This is a genomic window from Enterobacter sp. MGH 37, from assembly GCF_000534515.1.
In the GTDB taxonomy this organism is placed as follows: domain Bacteria; phylum Pseudomonadota; class Gammaproteobacteria; order Enterobacterales; family Enterobacteriaceae; genus Enterobacter; species Enterobacter kobei.
This window is the reverse complement of the sequence record NZ_KI973205.1, coordinates 232,810-254,583: the sequence shown is the minus strand read 5'-3', so window position 1 is coordinate 254,583 and position 21,774 is coordinate 232,810. Positions and strand designations below refer to the sequence as shown.

At 54.3% G+C, this 21,774-nt stretch carries 19 protein-coding genes and 2 pseudogenes; 8 read left to right on the top strand and 13 right to left on the bottom strand.

The window, feature by feature from the left end; genetic code table 11:
- Positions 1 to 94 precede the first annotated feature (94 nt).
- From L383_RS22445 to L383_RS24645, 6 genes and pseudogenes are all read left to right on the top strand, one after another.
- Positions 95 to 550 (top strand): hypothetical protein, encoded by a 456-nt coding sequence (locus L383_RS22445; protein WP_023332323.1) that lies wholly within the window; start codon positions 95 to 97, stop codon positions 548 to 550.
- A 210-nt stretch (positions 551 to 760) separates the two neighbouring features.
- Positions 761 to 1,312, top strand: coding sequence for a GNAT family N-acetyltransferase (locus L383_RS0123600; RefSeq protein ID WP_023332321.1), 552 nt, complete (start codon positions 761 to 763; stop codon positions 1,310 to 1,312).
- 72 nt (positions 1,313 to 1,384) lie between these two features.
- Positions 1,385 to 1,700, top strand: a pseudogene (locus tag L383_RS26240) (type II toxin-antitoxin system HigB family toxin).
- Complete coding sequence (locus tag L383_RS22450; protein WP_023332320.1) at positions 1,697 to 2,116, top strand: helix-turn-helix domain-containing protein; 420 nt, start codon at positions 1,697 to 1,699, stop codon at positions 2,114 to 2,116. Before L383_RS26240 ends, L383_RS22450 begins: the two are co-directional and overlap by 4 nt.
- 130 nt (positions 2,117 to 2,246) lie before the next feature.
- Positions 2,247 to 2,837 carry a hypothetical protein gene (locus tag L383_RS22455; RefSeq protein WP_023332319.1) on the top strand — a complete coding sequence of 197 codons (591 nt, stop codon included), beginning with the start codon at positions 2,247 to 2,249 and terminating at the stop codon, positions 2,835 to 2,837.
- A 329-nt stretch (positions 2,838 to 3,166) separates the two neighbouring features.
- A complete protein-coding gene (locus L383_RS24645; protein ID WP_071852621.1) occupies positions 3,167 to 3,415 on the top strand; it encodes a GNAT family N-acetyltransferase in 249 nt (82 codons plus the stop codon).
- 265 nt (positions 3,416 to 3,680) lie between these two features.
- Here the strand turns inward: L383_RS24645 and L383_RS22460 are convergent, their stop codons facing one another.
- The 11 genes and pseudogenes from L383_RS22460 to L383_RS22510 all read right to left on the bottom strand — a co-directional run bounded on the left by L383_RS22460 (position 3,681) and on the right by L383_RS22510 (position 15,700).
- A complete protein-coding gene (locus tag L383_RS22460; RefSeq protein WP_239519865.1) occupies positions 3,681 to 4,061 on the bottom strand; it encodes an Imm10 family immunity protein in 381 nt (126 codons plus the stop codon).
- A gap of 243 nt (positions 4,062 to 4,304) precedes the next feature.
- Positions 4,305 to 4,850, bottom strand: coding sequence for an SMI1/KNR4 family protein (locus L383_RS22465; RefSeq protein ID WP_032628746.1), 546 nt, complete (start codon positions 4,848 to 4,850; stop codon positions 4,305 to 4,307).
- A 297-nt stretch (positions 4,851 to 5,147) separates the two neighbouring features.
- Entirely contained in the window at positions 5,148 to 5,669 is a 522-nt protein-coding gene (locus L383_RS22470) for an SMI1/KNR4 family protein (RefSeq protein ID WP_023332316.1), read from the bottom strand.
- Between the two features lie 142 nt (positions 5,670 to 5,811).
- A complete protein-coding gene (locus tag L383_RS22475) occupies positions 5,812 to 6,396 on the bottom strand; it encodes a hypothetical protein (RefSeq protein ID WP_023332315.1) in 585 nt (194 codons plus the stop codon).
- 155 nt (positions 6,397 to 6,551) lie between these two features.
- Positions 6,552 to 7,118, bottom strand: coding sequence for a hypothetical protein (locus L383_RS22480; protein ID WP_023332314.1), 567 nt, complete (start codon positions 7,116 to 7,118; stop codon positions 6,552 to 6,554).
- Between the two features lie 357 nt (positions 7,119 to 7,475).
- Positions 7,476 to 7,919, bottom strand: a complete 444-nt coding sequence (locus tag L383_RS22485; protein ID WP_032628744.1) for an SMI1/KNR4 family protein — start codon at positions 7,917 to 7,919, stop codon at positions 7,476 to 7,478.
- Positions 7,920 to 7,926: 7 nt separating this feature from the next.
- The gene (locus L383_RS22490) at positions 7,927 to 12,123 is read right to left on the bottom strand and encodes an RHS repeat-associated core domain-containing protein (RefSeq protein ID WP_023332312.1); all 4,197 of its coding nucleotides are present in this window, start codon (positions 12,121 to 12,123) and stop codon (positions 7,927 to 7,929) included.
- Between the two features lie 17 nt (positions 12,124 to 12,140).
- The gene (locus L383_RS22495; RefSeq protein WP_014882888.1) at positions 12,141 to 12,578 is read right to left on the bottom strand and encodes a DcrB-related protein; all 438 of its coding nucleotides are present in this window, start codon (positions 12,576 to 12,578) and stop codon (positions 12,141 to 12,143) included.
- A 51-nt stretch (positions 12,579 to 12,629) separates the two neighbouring features.
- Complete coding sequence (locus tag L383_RS22500) at positions 12,630 to 13,514, bottom strand: efflux RND transporter periplasmic adaptor subunit (protein WP_023332311.1); 885 nt, start codon at positions 13,512 to 13,514, stop codon at positions 12,630 to 12,632.
- Complete coding sequence (locus L383_RS22505) at positions 13,511 to 13,726, bottom strand: DUF1656 domain-containing protein (protein WP_014882886.1); 216 nt, start codon at positions 13,724 to 13,726, stop codon at positions 13,511 to 13,513. Before L383_RS22505 ends, L383_RS22500 begins: the two co-directional genes overlap by 4 nt.
- Positions 13,719 to 15,700 (bottom strand): annotated as a pseudogene (locus tag L383_RS22510) (FUSC family protein). Before L383_RS22510 ends, L383_RS22505 begins: the two are co-directional and overlap by 8 nt.
- Before the next feature lie 76 nt (positions 15,701 to 15,776).
- Between L383_RS22510 and L383_RS22515 the strand changes: the two are divergent.
- Positions 15,777 to 16,571, top strand: a complete 795-nt coding sequence (locus L383_RS22515; RefSeq protein WP_023332308.1) for an AraC family transcriptional regulator — start codon at positions 15,777 to 15,779, stop codon at positions 16,569 to 16,571.
- Here the strand turns inward: L383_RS22515 and L383_RS22520 are convergent.
- Positions 16,568 to 17,458: an oxidoreductase gene (locus L383_RS22520; protein WP_023332307.1), complete on the bottom strand. Its 891-nt coding sequence runs from the start codon at positions 17,456 to 17,458 to the stop codon at positions 16,568 to 16,570. The two genes, L383_RS22515 and L383_RS22520, sit on opposite strands and share 4 nt — an antisense overlap.
- Positions 17,459 to 17,563: 105 nt before the next feature.
- Between L383_RS22520 and L383_RS22525 the strand changes: the two genes are divergently transcribed.
- Complete coding sequence (locus tag L383_RS22525; protein WP_023332306.1) at positions 17,564 to 18,685, top strand: YbdK family carboxylate-amine ligase; 1,122 nt, start codon at positions 17,564 to 17,566, stop codon at positions 18,683 to 18,685.
- Here the strand turns inward: L383_RS22525 and L383_RS22530 are convergent.
- Entirely contained in the window at positions 18,636 to 21,770 is a 3,135-nt protein-coding gene (locus tag L383_RS22530) for an efflux RND transporter permease subunit (protein ID WP_023332305.1), read from the bottom strand. The two genes, L383_RS22525 and L383_RS22530, sit on opposite strands and share 50 nt — an antisense overlap.
- Positions 21,771 to 21,774 lie beyond the last annotated feature (4 nt).

Sequence of the window (21,774 nt, the reverse complement as noted above, 5' to 3'; positions counted from 1 at the left end):
CGGTCGTAAAGTGCCTGCGTTGCGGCACATCCGTAACCGGGCGTAGGAACCCGTTAGCATAACATGACGTTTTTTTGCACATAGAGGATGCTAAATGGCGACTACCCCTGGATTTTCTTATGCGCTTTCTGAAGAAAGTGTTGTTCATCATCTCATCAATAACCCAATTCCCGATTCTGTGGATCTTTTCGCACTGGCAGATGCTTGTGCCGCCTATGTGAGCGTGCTTGTTGAAACTGACGACTCGGTAACGTTTGCCACGCTCTGTAAGCGATTGCTGGCTGCGCTTAAGCAACTACGGGAATGCTGTGAAGCTGAACTTCCAACGTATCTCGTTGAACAGTTGATTGCGGGAGAAAAGATTAACTCCTGCGTGCCGGACTGCTGGCAGGAGACGACGCTACAGGTGGACTATGCCGTGGCGTTAACGCTGGCGGTTATGGGTGGGACGTTGCCTGCGAACGTGGCGAAAGAACTCACAGGGCTACTGCATGATATGGTCTGGCTGCTGGCGGAGTTTGTGAAAGAGCCTTATATTACGGCGCACTGAGGCAGGTGATGAAGGGCCGGGTTCTGCTTGATGAAAAACAGGATGTCGTCCTTACGCAAAATGCAATTTTGTTTGTTGAATGTCTGATAAGAGCGAGGAGCGGATATAACTGTCAATGTATTCGCCAGTTACTCCCACGTAAAGTGTGCTTAAATCAAAAGGATCCATCTAATAAAGCATATTGATGGCATGATTCGTTAGGAGATAAAGTTGATAATTCAAACAAATCGATTGTACCTTCGGCCTGTAATCTCATCAGATGTAAACGATCTATTCAAAATTTACGGTGATCCCGCTACTAACACGTTTAATCCTGCGGGACCATATCCGGACATTGGTCATGCACAAATGGTTATGAATCGCTGGCTCGACCATTGGCAAGCTCATGGGTTTGGAAACTGGGCAATTTCACTTCTTACTAATCCTGATCAAATTATCGGTTTTGGCGGGCTGGGGATTCGTAATTATGACGATATTGTTATCAATAATCTTGGATATCGCTTATCTACAGAGGCTTGGGGTAAAGGCCTGGCCACAGAATTTGCCCTATACGCGATAAAATTTGGATTTGATAGTATTAAATTAACCGAGATTTCAGCTGTTGTTCGAGAGAGTCATATGGCGTCACAGAAAGTGCTCCAGAAGTCGGGGTTAAAATATGTCAAAGAGATTCATGATGTTAAAGATGCACCTCCAAGCCTTCTGTATTCGATATCAGTGAATGAGTGGTTAAGACACTCAGAAGTGAACGCATCCGTTTAACATTCACTTTCTGATGCATTAGAGGATTTAACATACAGATATGGACTTGTCCGCTTCTGGCACAAAGCGGGCATATCTTTCACAGTCACCTCATACTGTGTTTGTACTCACGCCACCAGACAATTTCCAAATCAAGCAGTCGCCGCAAACGATCTTTATCGGGTACTAAAAATGGAGCACTACCGACACCAGACTATATGCGAAAGCGCTTCTCCAACCTGGACAGGATGAAGTATCGGGAAAACGGGCAGGTCATCGATATAGGTGGCTGGCCTTTACGGATAATGTTTTTGCTGATTTTGAGCGGGGAAAGATCGTCATCAAACACATCAGCACACACGCAGAGTGTGACAAGCTCACGGACCTCTACCGCAGAACGAAAGAATGAATTATGCAGCAGCCATCAAAGCGGCAAATGATCTGACAAACGAGCTCCCTTTCCTGGGATCAAGCCCGTCGCGACAAGATTATGAGGATGCGCTGACACTTGTGGAGTATCTAATTGAGCATGACCCCGATAGCCCGCTGGTAGAATTGCTCACCGCCAAAATCGATAAATACAAAAACGAGTCTGCGGAGTTTGCAGAATTTAACGCGCGCTTTGCCAGCATTCCATCTGGAGTTGCACAGCTGAGAACGCTGATGGATCAGTACCAACTTACTCAGGGCGACTTTGAGAATGAGATTGGCAAGAAGTCTCTGGTGAGTCGGATCCTCAACGGGCAGCGCACGTTAACGCTGGATCATATGCGCGCGCTGGCGAAGCATTTTGGATTGCCAGTGAGCGCGTTTGTGGGGAATTGAGCGAAAGCAGGTTAAGGTGACAGGGAATTAATGATGACATCGTAACGCTTCCCACTCCCTTTTCCTGGTAATTGCCTGCGGCACACCATCTGTTACTCTGCCTGAACTCAAGGAGTGACAAGGATAAGCGATGCTGAACCCAGGATTCGTTACCCGCAAAGCGCTTGCTAACTGGCAGGATGTTCCCGCTTTTCTCCCCCACTTCCAGTTTTATGAAAAACACCAAACGGTCATCCACACTTGTCACCCTGAAAATATTCTGCCGTTGATTGCAAACTTTGACATCCGTCAGGATGCCGTGATTCGGCGGTTAATGTCCTTGCGGCAAATACCGAAAAAATTATTACGGAATAAACAGGCCGGGTCGATGAGCAACTTTGGGTTGCACAGTTTTACCCTTTTGACCCAATCAGCGTCAGAGATCTGTTACGGGTTAAGAGGACAATTCTGGCGTACAGATTTCAACCTTGAAAACATGCCAGATGCCAGCGCTTTTCAGACGCCAGTCGCTGCGGGTAAAGCAAAGCTGCTGCTGCGCTATCAGGTAACGGAACGCGCACCAGGCCAACATGAGCTCTCCACGGAAACCTTTGTTTATTGTCCCGACAGAAGCACTCAGCTAAAAATGACAGCTTACTGGCTGGTCATTCGGGCAGGCAGCGGCTGGATCCGTAAAAGAACGCTGAAGGCAGTTAAGTCGAATATTGAAGGGCTGGAGTGAGATGCTAACGAAAACGTTACAGCGTTAATCAGCAACGCTAATGCCATTTGGTCTCAAACCGCCAGCTGATTGTAAATAACCTTCTTATACGTTGAGCTCATCACAGATGGCATGTATCGTTTGCGCCTTAAGCCAATTGTGTACAATACGTTATGGAAGATACTGATAATGGATTTTAGATTTAGATTAATTACAGCAGAAGATCGCCCTTTTATGGTGCAGATGCTTTATGAGGCAACGATAGCCTCTGAACAAACATTTGACATAGATAATATTGAAATTTTCCCCATTCATATGCATATATAGAAAATTTCCCTGAGGCGGGCGAGGTGGGTATTATTGCGGAATCCACAGACGGAACTCCAGCAGGGGCTGCCTGGCTCAGGAATTTCCCCGAAGGGGACAAACCTGGGATTTCGGGTCCTGAGTTAACGATTGCTATTGCTCCGTCATATCGCCGACAACACCTGGCTAAACGTATAATGGCGCAACTTTATCAGGCAGCCAATGCGTTAAATATTAAAACGCTGAAGCTGGGTGTTTATCAAAAAAAATGTGCCTGCCCTTGCGTTTTATAAAAACGATGGCTGGGAGCCAGATGTTATCTTTGGCGATTACGTGATGATGAAGCGCGCTATTTAATCGGCGCTTATTAAAAAGAATTCCGTCGAGGTAATGCCCACTGTCGAGCACGACCCCGACATTAACGCTGGAGCATATGCGCGAGCTGGCGAAGCGTTTTTGCGTGCCGGTGAATGCGTTTATGGGAATTGATGAGGGTGATATTTTTCTATATTAAGAAAAAAGTGAAGCAGCCAAGCTAGCGATATCGAGGCTAAAACCTTACGGTAATTGTAGCGGCACATCACTGCCTTCAAACACTTCCTTCAAACACTTTCCAAGCGATTTAGAATCTTTTGCAGCAGGAATGACCACGTGATATTCGCTGATGCCAATTTTTTTTGCAGCATCATCATTAAGCACGATCACAAGTTTGTCATCTGTGAGTTGTACGGAACGAATAGAGTCTGTTAACTCATATTCCGTTGACTCACTCTGGAATCCAATGCATTCGTTAACGGATAATTCATCTTCATCGAATCGTCCGATAATGATAAATTTTTTTGGATCATGGCTGTCATCCCCTATTCCGATGGTGAGAACATCATTTTCTTCAGCGCAGTTAATACACGTTGCAACAAGATTTTTAATTATACTCATCATTTATCCTTATCATGAATCGTTTTACTCCTGGCAGATTTTTACCGAAAACCTGAAATTCATTAATATAGTTGCAACCGAAAATTGCATCCGCACAAATATTTTTAATATTGCTCTTTTAAAAGGCAAATTATATATTTCCAGCATAGCGAAGCGGCTGTTGCTGCTGTAATATTTACTACACCAGCTACGCCCACCTTACGTCAATGGATGGGCTTCGTCAGGATCACCGCAAGTACTCCTTTATTAAAAATCAAGATCGACGTTAATCACACCTGATGTTTCTATTTTATCATCCTGAACAGTAAGCATATCAACAAACTCATCGAAGGAGTTTGCTATTTTTGTCAGACCGGAAATCACGGCTGAATCATTGAATATTGGATCAGACTCGTGATCCCAAAACCAAATCTCTCCCGACATACCTCCCTTGAGACAAAGACAAATTTGATTATCACCAGACGAGGCTCCTATCGGTAACCATTGATCGCGAAAATCATTCCAGTATGTATCAGCCATTTCAAAGACAGTATATTCTTTACCCGATTCTGCAAGACCGTATAAAGACTCAAGCGTATCAGTTCCTTGCTCATCAGACCATGGAGATGGTTGTAACGCTTTGAAAACAACATTTACATCAAAAAGAACAGAAACGCCAAAATGAAGTAAATAGGCACGATAAGTTTCAGGAATTGGCCCTGTGGATGCTTCTAATGTATTTAAAGTCTTTTTCAGTTCATCTAATGGTAATTGTGTCGATTTCGCTCCAAAGCGCTCTAATTTATTCAACAATGTTCTTTCCTCCATATATCTGATTCGTAGCCAACAGGGGCACATTGGCATGAAGATCTCTCGGCAGAAGAATTATGTTATTCGCAATCAGATGATTGTGGAGTGTGCATCTTTTCCCTTAACAAATTCTGAGCCCCTTTCTGTGTAATGCCTTTTTCCTATGCAATGGCATTATTACCAATGGTAAAATACAAGCATACCTGACATTCTTTTTATTACTGTTTATCTATTTACTAACATCTAAATGTAAAAAAATAAGCCATGATCATATTCTGATTATGGCTTTATTTTGAAATATCATAAATCAACAGTTACATTCATTCCTGCATCAAGAGATGTTTCACAAATTTTCTTGTAAAATTCCGTAAAGCTATTAGTAATTTTATAGATATTGCCGCACTCATTTTGCTCAGCGATCTCAAACTCTTGGATATCATCCTCAGCATGTAGATGTGTTCTGTCCCAATAATACACACCTTGGCTTTCACTGCCATTTAATATAAGGTAAAAATTACCTCCAGGATCATCACCAATAATTAACTTATCATCAATAAAATCAAGTTCACTTAAAAAATTTTCATTTTGACGAAAAATGTCGTGGTTTGGATTTTTCATATTTATTCCAAAAAGGGCATAAAAGGCGATTACCCCTTCATCGACACCTTCATACTCTAACTCACAAAAATCCGGAGATTTTACAACAAAGCCATTTTTCAACTTGAGGAATTCTTTATAATCTTCAGGTAAACTGAATTTGAATATACCCTCCATAAGTTTAATTTCATCTTTATTTGCAGGTTTACCGCATGAAATAGGCATAAGCTCTCCTTGTTAAGGTCATGACTTCTTGATCTTAGATACGCAACCTCTGTTATGGAAAAATTGATTGTAGTAATTAAAGCCGGAACTTAATGGTTTCCGGCATATTCCATTCATTTATCTAAATCAAAAAACATGTATCCTAGCGATAAAAATAATCATAGAATGCATCGAAGTTTTCATTACCGATAAGAGGCATAATTCTTTTCCGCAACTCATCAATAAAATCATCTTTTACTTCATCATTATCATCTGCTATATCAAAGATATCGTATTGACCATATACCACATCAATAAGCTCTGCTAAAGAAAATATGAAACCAGAGAGACTACCAGCTATCTGAAACGGTTCAACTACATTATAACTTGCATAAGCAGAGGTATTCCCTTCATCGATAACCGCAATTATAGGTTTACCTCCACCTAAATCATCGCCAATAACAAGGTAATTCTCTGGTAAGTATTCATAACCACTTTGAGCCTTTAAGAGCTCACTGACTGAGTGAAGTTTAATTGGCGTGAAGCCTGTTTCAATCTTTAATTTTTCAGGATTATAATTTTCATATAAAAATTCCACCTCTGTCGAACGAGGTAAGTTGGACGGGAAGGCATTGTCCAGATCATTGACGGTGCTGAAAATCCCTGAAAGCGAGTATTTATTGCAAATGAAAATAAGTTGTTTTAATGCTTTTTCAATCTCATTAATAATAGTATCAGACGCATCCATAAATATAGCCCTCAGTAATAACTAATTAAATTAAAATTTTTTTTATAGAACTAATTAAAAAATAAGAAAGTAAATGCAATCTGAATAAAAAACAACCTGTATAATATCAGCCGAAAATAATTAATATTAATCCAGCTTTTATTAATCACTTATCTTTACGAGCACTGCCAAAAACCAGCCACGATATTCCCGCCAGATATATTTTTATACAAATACAAAGCACCGTAACCAAAGATGTAATCACCATCAAGCAATGCATCTGGATAATAATCTTCATCTATCTGCATGAAAAATTCATAACCATCTTTTTGCAAAGCATCAAAATAATAATCTTCCGATTGTATTAACCTTGCATCTTCGGTTTTAGTGATAAAGTCAAACTCTTCACTTTCAACCTTATCATACCCAACAACAACTGCCTTATTAATGTGTTTTATCGTAAATACATAATTATTGCTTTCATCAGAAAACGGATGCGTAAAAACTTTTACTGAACAATTGGGGTAGATATTGTTATCAATCATATCCTCATGCCCTTCAGGAATAAGTATCGTAATATACTCATGTCCATCATCAGGATTCTGAACTGTCAAATAAAACTTATGCCCCTGAATATCACCTAGTTTATCTAAAAAGAATTCAGGGACATTTCCACCTATCCGCCCAATGACATTACCATCAGAAAAGATACTTATTTTAGAGATCAGGTTATCTTTAATCATTTCTTCAACTCACCCCCATAAAAAGTACATTTTCTCTTTCCTAATTCCCATAACAATTTCAGCGTAAAAATTCTTAGCATCTTTAAGTCACATTTATGATCAACTACAATGTACGTCTCTTTAGGTAGAATTGAAAAACAAATTAATAAAAGCCGGAAAATTTTATTTTCTTTACCGACTAATGGATTTAATAAAGCCTGGAGTCTGAACGTGATTTAGCATCTCTTATACCAAGTCAGCAGAAAAGGAAATATGTTATTAATGAAATAATTGGGCACTCCATCAATGCATCAATGAAGCCCCCTGTAAAAAGTAGTGATCAACAAAGCCCCCCTCTTACGAGGGTAAGAACCTATATCACCATGCTTCATCTTCAGGAATTATTTTTCCGATAAAACTGTCAAAATCTGGCTCAAGATAGATCTCCTCCTGATTTTCCAAATCACAAAAATATACTGCACCATCATTTATCCCAACACAATAGGGAAACCCACCTCCATCAATTGCGAATGGTATAAAATTTTCTGCAAGAATTTTTTTGTTAACTACTAAATCCTTATAGTAATCATCAACAGTTAATATGCCTGAACTTTTAGTATGTAATATAGGTAAGAAATATTTTATATCATTCTCGTAGTGTTCACTTTGATAAACACGACGACCTTCGTCCAGTATGCCACCATTACTTATAAGCCATAAAGATTTTAAGGCATTAGGAAAAGTTACGCCCAGCGAAACTTCGATCTTGCCTAGCTCATTAGCAGATACAGCAGGTGAAGAATCTATAAGTTTAATCATCATTTCTCTCCTATTGACAATGTTTAGGAATACGACCTCTCAGCCATCCTTTACTATGAGATATTTTTATAGCTTCAGGAGAGCCATACTTCACTCCAAAATGTTTTTCGAACTGAGATACAGACCCCTTATGTGGGAAAGATGCTTTGTGCGCCTCAGTCGTGACTAACTGCATAGTTGACTTACCTGTTTTTGGATCAAAATCATCAAGGTGATGCCATGTATATTCGCTTGCATCAGCTTCACTTATGCCTGCAAGTTTGTAGGCTTCTGTGAAATCCCGCCCCCTTGATCCTTGAAGGGTAATTTCAACGATATTTCGTTGTGTCCCAGTAACAGGATAAAGTGATGGGCTTCCACTAAAGTCAACGCCGCTCAATGCCAGACCCATAGGGTCTATCCATAACAGAGAGTTAGGGGCATAGTTATATAAATTTAAGTTTCCACCCGCCAACCCAATCGGATCCTGCACAATAAACCGCCCGACCTGCGGGTCGTAGTAGCGGAACAGGTTATAATGCAGCCCCGTCTCACCATCAGCATACTGCCCGGCATAGCGAAGCGGCTGATGCGCCATCGCCGTGCGATTCACAAGCCGTGAGAACCCTTCGCTCTGATGGCGCACCTCGCCAAAGCTGCCGTACTGGCCGCTCCAGCGCACCGCGCCGCGCTCGTCGGTCACTTCCAGCGGCGCGCCGTTCAGGTCGGTGTTGAACCAGTAAATCTCACCGCTGTTCTGGTCACGAAGATGATCCACCCGCGCCAGCGGGCTCCAGGCTTCATTCGGGTCGTAGATATAGGTGTTGCACAGCCCGCTCTCCTGCTGCTCCTGCAGCAGGCGGTAGCCCTGCCACAGGAAGCGCGTTTCGGTGGTGCCGTGCGTCGTAGTGACGATTTTGCGCGTGCGGCGGCCCAGCGCGTCGTAGTGATAGCGCGCCTCAAACCGCCCTTCCGGCCCGGTTCCGCGGGCGGATACCAACCGGTTCTCGGCGTCATACGCATAATGCTGTTCATACAGCCCGTTGCGGCGGCTGACCAGGTTGCCCCAGTGGTCGTACTTCATGAACAGCGCCTGCCAGTGCTGCAGGCGGTTATCCGTGACCGGTGCCGCATCGCCACTGGCGGCGAGGTTATCCGCGGCGTCATAGCTGAACTGCGCGCGGCTGTGCCCCTGGCGGGCCTCGTAGTGCTTCAGCAGACGACCTTCGGCGTCGTAGCCGTAATCCACCTCACCGCGCAGGGTGTCGCTGACGCCGGAAAGCTCGCCGCGCGCGGTGTAGCGATAGAGGCGTTCCAGGAGCGCCTTCTCCGGCAGGGTCACGTCCGTACTCAGCTCACTGCGCTGAAGGGTGCGTCTGCCGAGGCTGTCATACTGACGGAGCTGCTCGCGCGCGCCCTGGGTGCGGCGCACCTCGCGGTGCAGGCGGTCGCGGGTGAGCTCGGTCACCAGCTGCTGCCCGAAGCGGATGGCGCTGACGTGGCCGGAGCCGTAGTGCAGCCAGGCCAGCTTTTGCTCGACGGGCAGCGTCAGGCCGGTCAGGTTGCTCAGGGCATCCCATTCGTAGCCCACCGCGCCGTTAATACCGGATTCGCTCAGCACGCGCCCGTTGGCATCGTGCCGGTAAACAATCTCATCGCTTTCGATACCCAGGGCAACGCCTTCTGCGGTTGGCGTGCGGCGGATGCGGGTAATCTGGCCGCTCAGGTCGCGGAAGTAGCGGTACTCCGCGTGGCGCTGAGTGCGCCCGATCAGCAGCCCGCTGTCGTCATAGCTGAACTGCTGGACGCGACGGGCGATGCCGCCGTCGGCGGCAGGCCGGCCGTTCTCTTCGAGCGCGCAGAGGAACCCTCGCGCGTCCCATTCCATATGGCGCACGGTATCGTCCGGGCGCGTTTCGCTGAGCGGGCGGCCCACGGCGTCGTAGGTGAAGCGGTATTCCGCCCCGTTGCCGTTATCGAGTCGCAACAGGTTACCACGCGGGTCATAGCGCCACTGGCGCACGCGGCCAATTCGGTCGGTAAGGCTGACCGGGAGGCCGAGCGCGTTATAGGCCCAGCTCACTTCGCTTTCCAGCGGGTCGCGCCAGCCCGTGAGCTGGCCGCGTTCGTTCCACACCAGCGACTCACGGCTGCCGTCCGGGTGGATCACGGCACTCAGCAGCCCGGCACGGCTCCATTCCCGGCGCGTAATATTCCCTTCCGCATCCTCGCTGGCAATCAGCTGCCCGACTCGGTCGTAGGTAAAGCGGGTCACGCTGCCGGAGCAATCAGTGCGCTGCGTCAGCAGCCCCTGGTGGTTCCAGACCAGACGCACCACGCCGCCAATGGCGTCGGTGATGCTCTCCGGCAGGTTTTCTTGATCGTCGGGATAGTCATACGCGGTGGCGTTACCGGCCGGATCCGTTTCCGACAGCAGGCGACCGCGAAGGTCGTACATGGCCTGCGATGAGGTACCGTCCGGATACACTGTCCGGGTGATGCGGTCGGTCAGGCGATACCAGTGATACTCCGTACGGCGGCCCGCCGGGTCCGTCTCGCTGGTCATGCGGCCGTATTTGTCCCACGTGCTGCGGCGCATCGCACCGCCGGGGAGAATGACGTCGCAGAGTTCGCCGTCGCGGTAAACAAACGTCGTCTGACGACCGTCGTAATCCGTGAAGCGCGCAACGTTGTCGTCGTCGTCCACCAGCCAGTGCGCCTGCGCGCCATCATCGCGGGTCGCACGGCGGGTGCCGTTATCAAAATCGTATTCGAACGTCAGCTGTTCGCCGCCGCTGTGGCGGAAGCCGACCACGCGCGGCAGGCCGTCAATCTCCTGCCAGCGGTATTCGCTCAGCAGGCCGTTGGCGTCCTCATGGGCGCTCATCAGCCCGTCCTGCCAGCGGAAGCGTCGGCGCACGCTACCGCCCCGGCCGGTCACACAGACCAGCTGGCGCTGTTCATCATAAGCGTAACTGACCAGGCAGATCTCGTCATCCAGCCAGGCACCGGCAAGCCTGTCACTGTCGTAGCGGCAGACTACGCGCTGGCCCGCGCTGTCGGTAAGGGCATGCAGAGTATTATTCGCATTCCACTCGAAGAGGATAGCGTTGCCGCAGGGTTCAGAGATGCGCTGGAGCAGCGACGGGGCATCATCCTTAAGCGGCGCATAGTGCCAGCGCTCGCCGCTGACGTCATAGACCGACCAGCTGTCGTCAGAGTGGTGCTCAAGCCAGTTTTTTTCGCTTTCGCAGTAGGTGCGCATCCCTTTCGGGACATTCGGGAAGGCGATGTAATCACCGGACGGCGCACGCCACACCAGCCCGTCCTGATACGGCTCCAGGCGGCTTTCCCAGAACAGGCTCCACCCGCGGCCCAGAACGCTGTCGCCGGGGTTGCCGCTGCGCCAGTAGCGCTGCCAGCGCACCGGCAGACGGGAAGGCAGGACGAAGTCCAGCTCATCATCCCCGCTGAGAAACTTCTGTCCGCTGACGATATCCACCGGGCGGGCGATGATCCCCGCGGCGGCAACGCCGGTCATCAGCGTGCCGGCGCGGCAGGCGATACGGGCCAGCTTATTGATACCGGGAATTTTCCCAAGCAGCTTAGACAGCGCCCCAACTTTGCCAGCGGCACCGCCCCACCCGCCGAGCAGGCCGGCGAACAACAGGGTAAGATCGGAGACTTTATACAGCCACTCGGGGACTTCAGACTGAATGGGCAGGGTTTGCTGCGGGTCGCCGCCGATGATGACGTTGTCCGAACCGGTCATCACCTTCGCGTCGCAGGTGGTACGATCCCCGATGCGGGACGCAGGCTGGCTGTTAATGAAGACTCGCTTAGAGCCTTCGGCCATCTGCTGCGAGCCGTCGTCAGAACAGTCGACGGTGCTATCGGTGGCAAGCGCGGCGGGTTTACCGTTGATAAACACATTGGGCGAGCCGGAAGTGATGACGCCTTTCTTCGTCATACTGGATGCCCCGGCGTCCGCGATGCTGTCGCGGGCGGCGGTCGCCAGCTCCCCGGTGTAGTACCCCACGGCCAGGCTCGCGCCGACGAGCAGGACGCCCACGCCCAGGCAGGATGCGCCAAGTCCGGCAATAAACATCGCCCCCGCCAGAATGCCCCCGGCGGCGGCAATCAGGCCGCCGACAATCGTTCCGGCAATCATCCCGGCAAGCGCACCGGAGTGGCCGATATCATCACCTACGCGTGCAGCTTCAAACATAACAACGATCCCTGATGTTAATGGTGGAAGCGAAAGCTCCTGAGAAGATCGCCAAACAGCTCGCGGTCAGCATCGCCCAGCGCGCGGGTGCAGGTCATGGTGAAGACCAGAATTTTATTGCCGTCGACGTTAAACACGGCCTGCTGCTGCCAGATGCGTTTGCCGTCGCGCAGGTAGCTGGCATGGACGGTTTCACCCTGTGAAAGGCCGTCACCCAGCGTAGCGGCGCTACGCTCCCCCTGCTTCCATCCCTTGATGTGTTTTTCCATCAGGGCGAGCTGGCGATCGATGTACGCGGCAAGCGCTTCGCCAGCGTTGAGGGCATCACGGGAGAGGTTGAACGCTGGCGCGTCCGCTGCGGGCGGCGCGAAGACGTTGACGGTACGATCCTGATAACCTTCAGGAAAATCGATCAGACCTTCACTGAAAAGGCACTGCGAAGTTGGTTCTGACATTGAGCGGGTCCCACCACATATTTTCAGAAGCGGTAAGTTTCGCATATGTGTTTAAGGCTGACTATCCCCAGATTTTCGCCCCACCGCCACGCTCGCCGACAGCCCCGCCACCAGCTCAACCCCCTCCGGCAACCTGTCGATATGAATACGCACCGGCACGCGCTGCGCCAGCCGCACCCAGCTAAAGGTGGGTTCGACGTCGGGCAGCCCCAGCCCGCCCGTTTCGTCGTTGCTGTCCCCGATCCCACGCCCGATGCTCTCCACGTGCCCCGTGATGACCGGATCGTATCCCATCAGCACTATCTGCGCGGCATCCCCGACGCGAATATGGCGCAGTTTAGTCTCCTCAAAATACCCCACCACCCAGAAGCTGTGGGCATCGACGATGGCGACCTTTGTCTCCCCCGCCGTCGCGTAGTCTCCGGGTCGAAGCCGCAGGTGCGTAACGTACCCCGAGACCGGCGCACGCACGGTGGCGTGCGCCAGATTCAGCTCTGCCAGATCCAGCGCGGCCAGCGCGCCGTGATAATTGGCCGCCGCGACGTTCGCCGCGCTGCCGGTTTGCTGCACATCCTCGCTCGAAATGGCGTTTTTAATCAGCGTGCGGCGATGGGCCGCGTCCTGGCGCATCAGCATCTCATGGCGTTTCGATTCCACATCCGCCTGCGCGCTGGCCACCGCCAGCCTGAGCCAGCGCGGATCGATGGCGTAGAGCACATCGCCCCGGTTCACCCACTGGTTGTCCCGCACGGCCACGCTGATGACGGGCCCGGAGACGTCCGGCGCAATCTGCACCACGTCCGCCCGCACGCGGCCGTCGCGGGTCCACGGCGTTTGCGCGTAGTGTTTCCACATCATAAACGCCAGCAGCGTGGCCGCTGCGACGGCGCTTAACGTCAGCGCATAGCGAGCCAGTAAAGAGAGCAGTGATTTCATGACAATAACCCCAACGCGATCAGGCCCTGCATCAGCAGGTAAAAGATGACAATCCAGATTGAAACATCCATCAGCGGGCGAAACGGCAAGCGCCGGTAGACCCTGCTGAGAGAGAAAAGCGCGACGAGGCTCAGCGTGCAGACCAGCGTCGCGAGGGCGGCCATCAGCAGCCCCGGAATAAAAACGCCGCCGATATTAATATCGTTAACCATGGTCTGGCCCCCGTAATGCACAGTGAAGATCCACCAGCCTGAAGACAAACTGGCGCGTCGGTTCATCTGCGGCAGGCAGGTTTTGCTCGATGATGGCGGTAATGCGTTCGCCTAAGGCGTGGCGGTCCGCGGCGTTTATCCGATGAAATAGCGCGTCAACCTCCCTGCCGGGCGGTGTGTCACTGCGGCGTATATGCATGACTGAAAGCCCCAGGCGCAGCGCGTGCAAAAGCCTTTCAAGCGCCTGCTCTGGCGCACGCTCGCTGCGCTGCAAACGCGGCAGCAACAGGGCAGTTCGGTCCATCATCAGGTTGATCCAGTGCGTTTCGTCGACCCGCAGCGTGCCTTTCACGCTGCGGCGAATGTCGCGCTGGCAGAGGTTCAGCAGACGCGTGATGGCGGCGTCCGCCTGCACGGTTTGCATCAGGCTCATGCTGATGACGGCAAAGCCGGTCGCTGCAAAGAGCGCAATGGCGGTGTTAGCCGCGACGGCGAAGTCGCCGCTGTTGTGCGCGCCCAGCTCGCACAGAATGGGCAGCGTCAGGGTGATACCCATCGCCATAAACGTGGTTGGCGGGCGCGCCTGAAGCGACCCGGCCAGCAGATACGCCGGAGCAAGCACCGCCACCAGCACCGGGAAATCGCTTACCTGCGGCAGCAGCGCAAAGCTGTAGAGCAGGCTAATCACCACGCCCCAGAACGAGCCAATGATGTATTTCACGATGTGGGGCGCCGGCGTGTCGAAACTGCCAAACAGCGTGCAGCAGACGCCAAGGATAGAGACCGCCGTACCGCCATCCGGCCACGCAGAGAAAATCCAGACCAGACAACCGCTCATAATGATGACGAAAGCCCCAAGCGCCGTGCGGGCGGCGGTAAGCGGATCGCGGTGGAAAACGTAGCCTTTTGCCGCGCGGGTTTGCATCTCCCCAAACGCAGGTTTTGCGTGGTGGATAGCCCCGGAAAGACGCTCGCACTGCTCCAGAAGCGCGATGGCCTCTGAGAGGTAGCGAATAAAACTGACCTGCAGCGCGTCGTCAATCGTCTGCGCATGCGCGGCATACCGATCGATAAGAAGCGTACAGCGGAGCCGCAACGCCTCAGCCGCGCTGCTGGCCCCCGCGTCTTCAGCGGCAAGCCAGGCCTGAACATCCTCCCGCAATGCCTGCATGTCGGCGGGAAGAATTCCGGGCGTCAGCAAGCGATCGTGTAGTTCACAGTTGACGATCGCGAGCCGTGCCAGCCGATCGTGAATCGCTTTTCTGGCCTGCCGCACCGGAGCTGACAGGGCAAAATCATACGGAACATGGTGGCTTATCCCCTGCAGGAACTGCAGCGCCAGGGCCAGATGCAGGGGGCCGGAAGCCGCGCCGGGTTTACCCGCCAGGGTATCCGCCACCCGACCGCGCGCGGCCTGTAGCGTCTGGGATAATTTCGCGTTGAATAGCCCTGATACGCGTGCGGGCAGCACGTAGCGGTGAATCAGCCCCGCACAGAAAATCCCAATTGCGATCTCCTGCACGCGGACGAGGGCAACGTTAAAAATGCCACCCGGATCGGATACCGCGGGAAAACCAATCAGGCTCGCGGTGTAACCGGCCAGCACGAAGGCATAGGCCCGGGGCGTGCGCTCCAGCAGGGAGAGCCACAGGCAGAACGTGATCCAGCCCGTCAGCACCACGCTGCACAGGATCGGCATTTCGCGAAGATGGGCACGATCAGAACGGTCGCGCTGGCCCCCGCCACGGTCCCGACCAGCCGGTAGAGGCTTCTGCTCAGCGACGCCCCGACCGACGTCTGCGATACGATGTAAACCGTAATAATGGCCCATGAGGGACGTTCGAGACCTATCGACAGCGCGAGGTAGTAAGCCAGCATCGCCGCGGCAAAACTCTTCGCGGAGTAGATCAGCGCGCCCGCATCGTTTCGCAATGTGGCGGGGAGACGCACGTGATGAGAGAAGATTTTATTCATGCCGGGATTATTACCGGCTTGCAGACCCGCTTAAATACTCTATTCTGTCAAAAAATACCTAAATGTTGCCAGAATCATGAAGCCGCAATCCGCTAATACGCTGTATGACCCTGACTCTACCGCCTCTCCTGCCGTGGCGCGTCATCTGGACTTTGTGGACTACGCTGCGGAAGTGCCGGTGCATACCCATCGCAAGGGCCAGCTGATTATTGCCCGTTACGGCGCGGTCAGCTGTTACGCGGAGAATGACATCTGGATCGTGCCGCCAGACTGCGCAGTCTGGATCCCCGGCGGGATCCCGCACAGCGCGAAAGCGACGTGGAATGCGCATCTGAACTATTTGTTTATTGAGCCCGGCGCGGCGGCGCTGCCGGAGAGGTGCTGCACCCTGGCGATCTCGCCGTTGATTACGGAGCTGGTAGACCGCCTGACGCGCGAAGGCGTGGATTATCCTCCCGACAGCCACGCCGCCAGACTGACCCGGGTCACGCTGGATGAGCTCGACAGCATGCCGCAGCAGAAGCTCAGCCTGCCGGTCTCGACCGACCCGAAAATTCGCGCCATGGCCGACGCGCTGGTCATCCGCCCTGAGGACAGAAGCACCCTGAAAGACTGGGCGAAACGGCTCGCCCTCAGCGAGCGCTCGTTTGCACGCCTGATGCAGCGCGAGACCGGGTTGAGCTTCGGACGTTGGCGCCAGCAGCTGCATTTGATTATTGCCCTGCGGGAGCTGGCCAGCGGCGTACCTGTCCAGAACGTGGCGGCAACGCTTGGGTATGAATCCGTGAATGCGTTTATCACCATGTTCAGAAAAGCGATGGGCAGCACACCCGCGCATTATTTTGCCGAACGGAAAAACAGCGGCCGTTAACCCGGCCCCTCGCTCCCCGCCGCCAGCAGCGGCACCACCACGTCGCTGATGGGCACCGCAATCCCGTGTTTGCGGCCATAGCGCGGGATCACGCCGTTGCGGATATCCCACTCCATTGGACGGTTGGCCTGACGATCGGCCAGGATCGACGTGCCCAGGTCTTCAGGCGCACGCTGAAAGTTCGCCAGGATCTCCCCGGCCACCGCATCGTCAAGCTTCGCCCCCTCGGCGCGGGCAACGGTAAGCCCCTCGCGCAGATAGGCCAGCGCAAGTTCGCTGATGTCCTCACGCCTGAACATCCCGGCGCGGCGGTTAGCCAGCACCATCAGCCCGGCGACCGCGTTTTGCAGCAGCTTGCGCCAGGCGACCGTGGCGAAATCTGCCGAGAGTTCCACTTCACAGCGCGTACCGAGAAGCGCATCCACCACCCGCTGCGCCTGCGGCACCTCCGGCAGCGTCAGGCGCGGTTTGGCACGCAGCCACACGGAGGCATCCGGCTCGCGCTGTGCCGGGAACCAGACCACCGACGGCAGCACCGTTGCGCCGTTGACCCACGGCTCAAGCTGGGCTTTCTGCTCCACGCCGTTTTGCAGGGCGCAGACCACGGTGTTTTCATCGCACAGCGTGCGCAGCCATCCGGCGCTGTCGGCATTTTGCGTCGTTTTTACCGCGATAAAAACCAGATCGGCGGGACGCGTAATGACGGCAGGATCGGTTAAGACCGGACCGGGTACCACCGTTTCGCCCTCGTCATAACGCAGGCGTAATTCCGGATGTGCGGTACGTCCGCACAGCAGCGGCGTGCGGCCCACGTCATGCAGCACCGCGGCAATGGTGGTCCCAATCGCACCGGGACCTATCAGCGCAATCACTGGATTGTCAGACATGATTAACTCCCCTTTTCGCTAAGCCTGCTAACAGTTATACCACCCTGAAAAGTGAGCGCCACGTCGTTGTCTATACTCAACACACAACTGACAACGGAGTGCGCCATGCCTTTACCCGATTTCACGTCCTCTGAACCGTTCACCCTCGGCATCGAACTCGAACTGCAGGTGGTTAATCCGCCCGGGTACGATCTGAGCCAGGACTCTTCCGCGCTGATCGCCGCCGTCAAAGACGACATCAAAGGCGGAGAAGTGAAGCACGACATCACCGAAAGCATGCTCGAAATCGCCACCGGCGTATGCCAGACCATCGACCAGGCAGCGGCGCAGTTCTCGGTGATGCAACGGAGTATTCTGCGCGCGGCGGCGGAGCAGCATATCCAGATCTGCGGCGGCGGGACGCATCCGTTCCAGAAATGGCAGCGCCAGGAGGTGTGCGATGACGAGCGCTATAACGTCACGCTGGAGCGCTTTGGCTACCTGATTTTGCAGGCCACGGTGTTCGGCCAGCACGTACACGTCGGCTGTCGAACCGGGGACGATGCCATTTACCTGCTGCACGGTCTGTCGCGCTTTGTGCCGCACTTTATCGCCCTCGCCGCCGCGTCACCCTACATGCAGGGCACGGACACGAAGTTCGCCTCATCGCGTCTGAATATTTTTTCGGGATTTCCGGATAACGGCCAGATGCCGTGGGTCAACAACTGGCAGGCGTTCGAGGGGCTGTTCCGCCGCCTGAGCGCCACCAGCATGATCGACAGCATTAAAGACCTGCACTGGGACATTCGTCCCAGCCCGCACTTTGGTACCGTGGAAGTGCGGGTGATGGATACGCCGCTGACGCTCGGCCACGCGATAAACATTGCCGGGCTGATCCAGGCAACCTCCCACTGGCTGCTGACCACGCGGCCCTATAAGCATCAGGAGAAGGATTTTCTGCTGTACCGATTTAACCGTTTTCAGGCCTGTCGCTACGGGCTGGAGGGGATTCTGACGGACGTGCATACCGGCGAACAGAAAACCGTGGCGGAAGATATCGCCTGGCTGCTGGAACAGGTTGCGCCATCGGCCGAGAAGCTCGGCGCGACAAGCGCAATCACTGAAATTGCCCTGCTGTTAAAGCAGGGCAAGAGCGAGGCGCAGCGCATGCGGGACTTTATTGCCGACGGCGGCTCGCTTATTTCTCTGGTTCAGAAGCACTGCGAGCTGTGGGCGACGAGTCCGTAAGGCCGTGGCCCCACTCACGCAGACGCTGGAACAGTACGAACAGCGCGGGGATGAACACGATCCCCACGACGGTCGCCACCAGCATACCGCTGAACACCGTGGTGCCAATGATGCGACGGCTCTGGGCACCCGCCCCGGTCGCCAGCATCATTGGCATGACGCCGATAATAAACGACACGGCGGTCATCATCACCGCGCGGAAGCGGCGCGATGCCCCTTCCCTCGCCGCATCGACAATCGTCATTCCGTCCATGCGCCGGGCGCGGGCGAACTCCACGATAAGAATCGCATTTTTGGCCGCCAGCGCGATCAGCAATACCAGACCAATTTGCACGTAGACATCGTTGGCGTAGCCCGCCATCCACAGCCAGACCAGCGCCCCGCCGAGGGCGAAGAGCACCGAGAGCATCACGCTCGCCGGGAGCGTCCAGCTCTCATACTGGGCGACGAGAAACAGCCACGCCATCACCACCGCCGCCAGCACAATCCATATCGCCTGATTGCCGGTCTGCTGCTCCTGATACGACATGCCGCTCCAGGCATAGTCGTATCCGGCAGGCAGGATCTCTGCCAGAATTTCGCTCATCACCGCCATCGCGGTGCTGCTGCTCACCCCTTCCGCCGCCGAGCCGCTCACCGACACGGACGGAAACTGGTTGTACTGCTGCAGGAACGGCGCGCCAACGCCCGGCGTGATGGTGACGAGGTTGCTCAGGCGCACCCGCTCGCCGCTGTTGCTGCGCACAAACAGCTCGCTGATTTGCTCAGCGCGCTCGCGCCACTGCATTTCGTTCTGCATGACAACGTGGTAGACGCGGTTGTTGATGCTGAAATCCCCGGCGCGCGTGCCGCCAAAGGCGGTTTGCAGGCTACTGAAGATGCGCGATACCGGCACGTCGAGACGGGCCGCACGCTCGCGATCGACGGTCAGCGTCAGCTGCGGGACGTTGCTGCTCCAGGTGGTGAACACACGGCTTAGCTGCGGGTGCTGATTGGCTTTCATCAGCACCCCGCGCGTCACGCGCTCCAGCTCCGCCGGGCTTTGCCCCGCCTGCGCCTGTATGCGCAGATCGAAGCCGGAGGCGTTGCCCAGCCCCGGCAGGGTCGGCGGCGCGAAGGTCATGATGGTCGCTTCCGGCAGGGCCAGCAGCTGACGCTGCAGGGTAGCCATCACCTCGTCCAGCGGCGGGCGCTCGCTCCAGTCTTTGAGCATGATGGAGATAAACCCGCCGTTGGAGGCGCTGGTGCCGTTAAGAATGTTAAAGCCGGAGACCTGAATCACGTCTTCCACCGCCGGATTTTTAGCGATTAATTCGCGTGCGGTGGTCATTACCGCTTCGGTGCGCTCCAGCGAGGCGGCTTCCGGCAGCTGAACGCTGGCAAAGAAGTAGCCCTGGTCCTCCTGTGGCAGGAAGCCTTTTGGCATCGACGTAAAGCTGAACGCCACCACGGCCGCCGCGCCTGCGGTGGCCAGCAGCGCCAGCCACGGGCGCAGGGTGAATACGCTTACGATCCAGGTATAGCGATTGCGCGTGGCATCCAGCCCGCGGTTGAATCCGCGAAAAATCGCAGCGGGCTGTGCCGGACGCGGGCGCAGCAGCATTGCACAGAGCGCGGGCGTCAGGGTCAGCGCCACCAGGCTTGAGAGCGTGACCGCCGTGGAAAGCGTGACCGCGAACTGGCGGTAAAGCTCACCGACAATCCCCGGCAGCAGCGCCACCGGCACAAATACCGCCAGCAGCACCAGCGTCGTGGCTATCACCGGCCCGGCAATCTGGCGCAGCGCCAGCGCGGTCGCCGCCGTGCGGCTCTGCCCTTCGGCCATCAGCGTTTCGACACTCTCCACCACCACGATGGCATCATCCACCACCATCGTCAGCGCCAGAATGATGGCGAACAGGCTGAGCGTGTTGGCGGAGTAGCCCAGCGTGTACAGCACCGCAAACGTGCCCACCAGCGACACCGGAATGGCGAGCGCAACAATCAGCGTCGCGCGCCAGCTTTGCAGGAACAGGGATACAACAACAACGACCGCCAGCATCGTCAGCGCCAGCGAGACGCCGATCTCCTTGATGGTGGCCGCAACGAAGGTGGTGGTATCGAATTTCACCTCGTAGACCAGGTCGTCCGGGAAGCGCGACGCGAGGCGCTCCAGCTCGGCGCGCACCGCGTCGGCCACGCGCAGGGCGTTGGCGGACGGTGTCGGGTAGATGCCGAGGTAGGCGGAGTCGTGTCCGTTCAGCTGCGCGCCGGAGCTGTAGCTACGCGAGCCAAGCTCGATGGTGGCGACGTCCTTCAGGCGCACCAGCTGGCCCATCTCGCCGGCGCGGATAATGATGTCAGCAAAATCATCAGCCTGGTTCAGGCGCCCCAGCCCGTTAATGGTCAGGGTCTGCTGCTGGCCGTTAAACACCGGCGGCGTGCCGACCTGGCCCGCCGCTCCCTGCACGTTCTGCTCGCGCAGCGCCTGCGCCACGTCGTCCGTGGTAACGTTCAGGGCGTTCATGCGGTCCGGACGCAGCCAGATGCGCATGCTGTAGTCGCGCGCGCCAAACATCTGCACCTGACCGACGCCCGGCAGGCGCGACAGCGCCTCGCGCACCTGGGTGCTGGCGTAGTTACTGACGAACAGCGGCGTGTGGGTATTGTCAGGTGAGTAAAGACTTACCCCCATCATCAGATTGGTGGCGCGTTTGCGCACCTGCACGCCGTTTTGCTGCGCCTCCGCTGGCAGTTGCGCCACGGCCTGCGCCACGCGGTTTTGCACGTCGATGGCGGCTAAATCCGGATCGGTCCCCGCGGCAAAGGTGATGTTAAGGCTGTAGGTGCCTTCATCCGAACTCGTGGACTCCATGTACAGCATGTGATCCACGCCGTTAAGCTGCGTCTCCAGCGGCGTGGCGATGGCCTCCGCCACGTCAGCCGAACTGGCCCCCGGCCAGCTGGCAGAGACATTCACCACCGGCGGCGTGATCTGCGGATACTGCTCCACCGGGATAATCTTCAGCGCGATGGCCCCCAGCAGGGTAATGACCAGCGCTATCACCATCGCAAAGCGCGGGCGTTTGATGAAAAACGTCAGCATGATG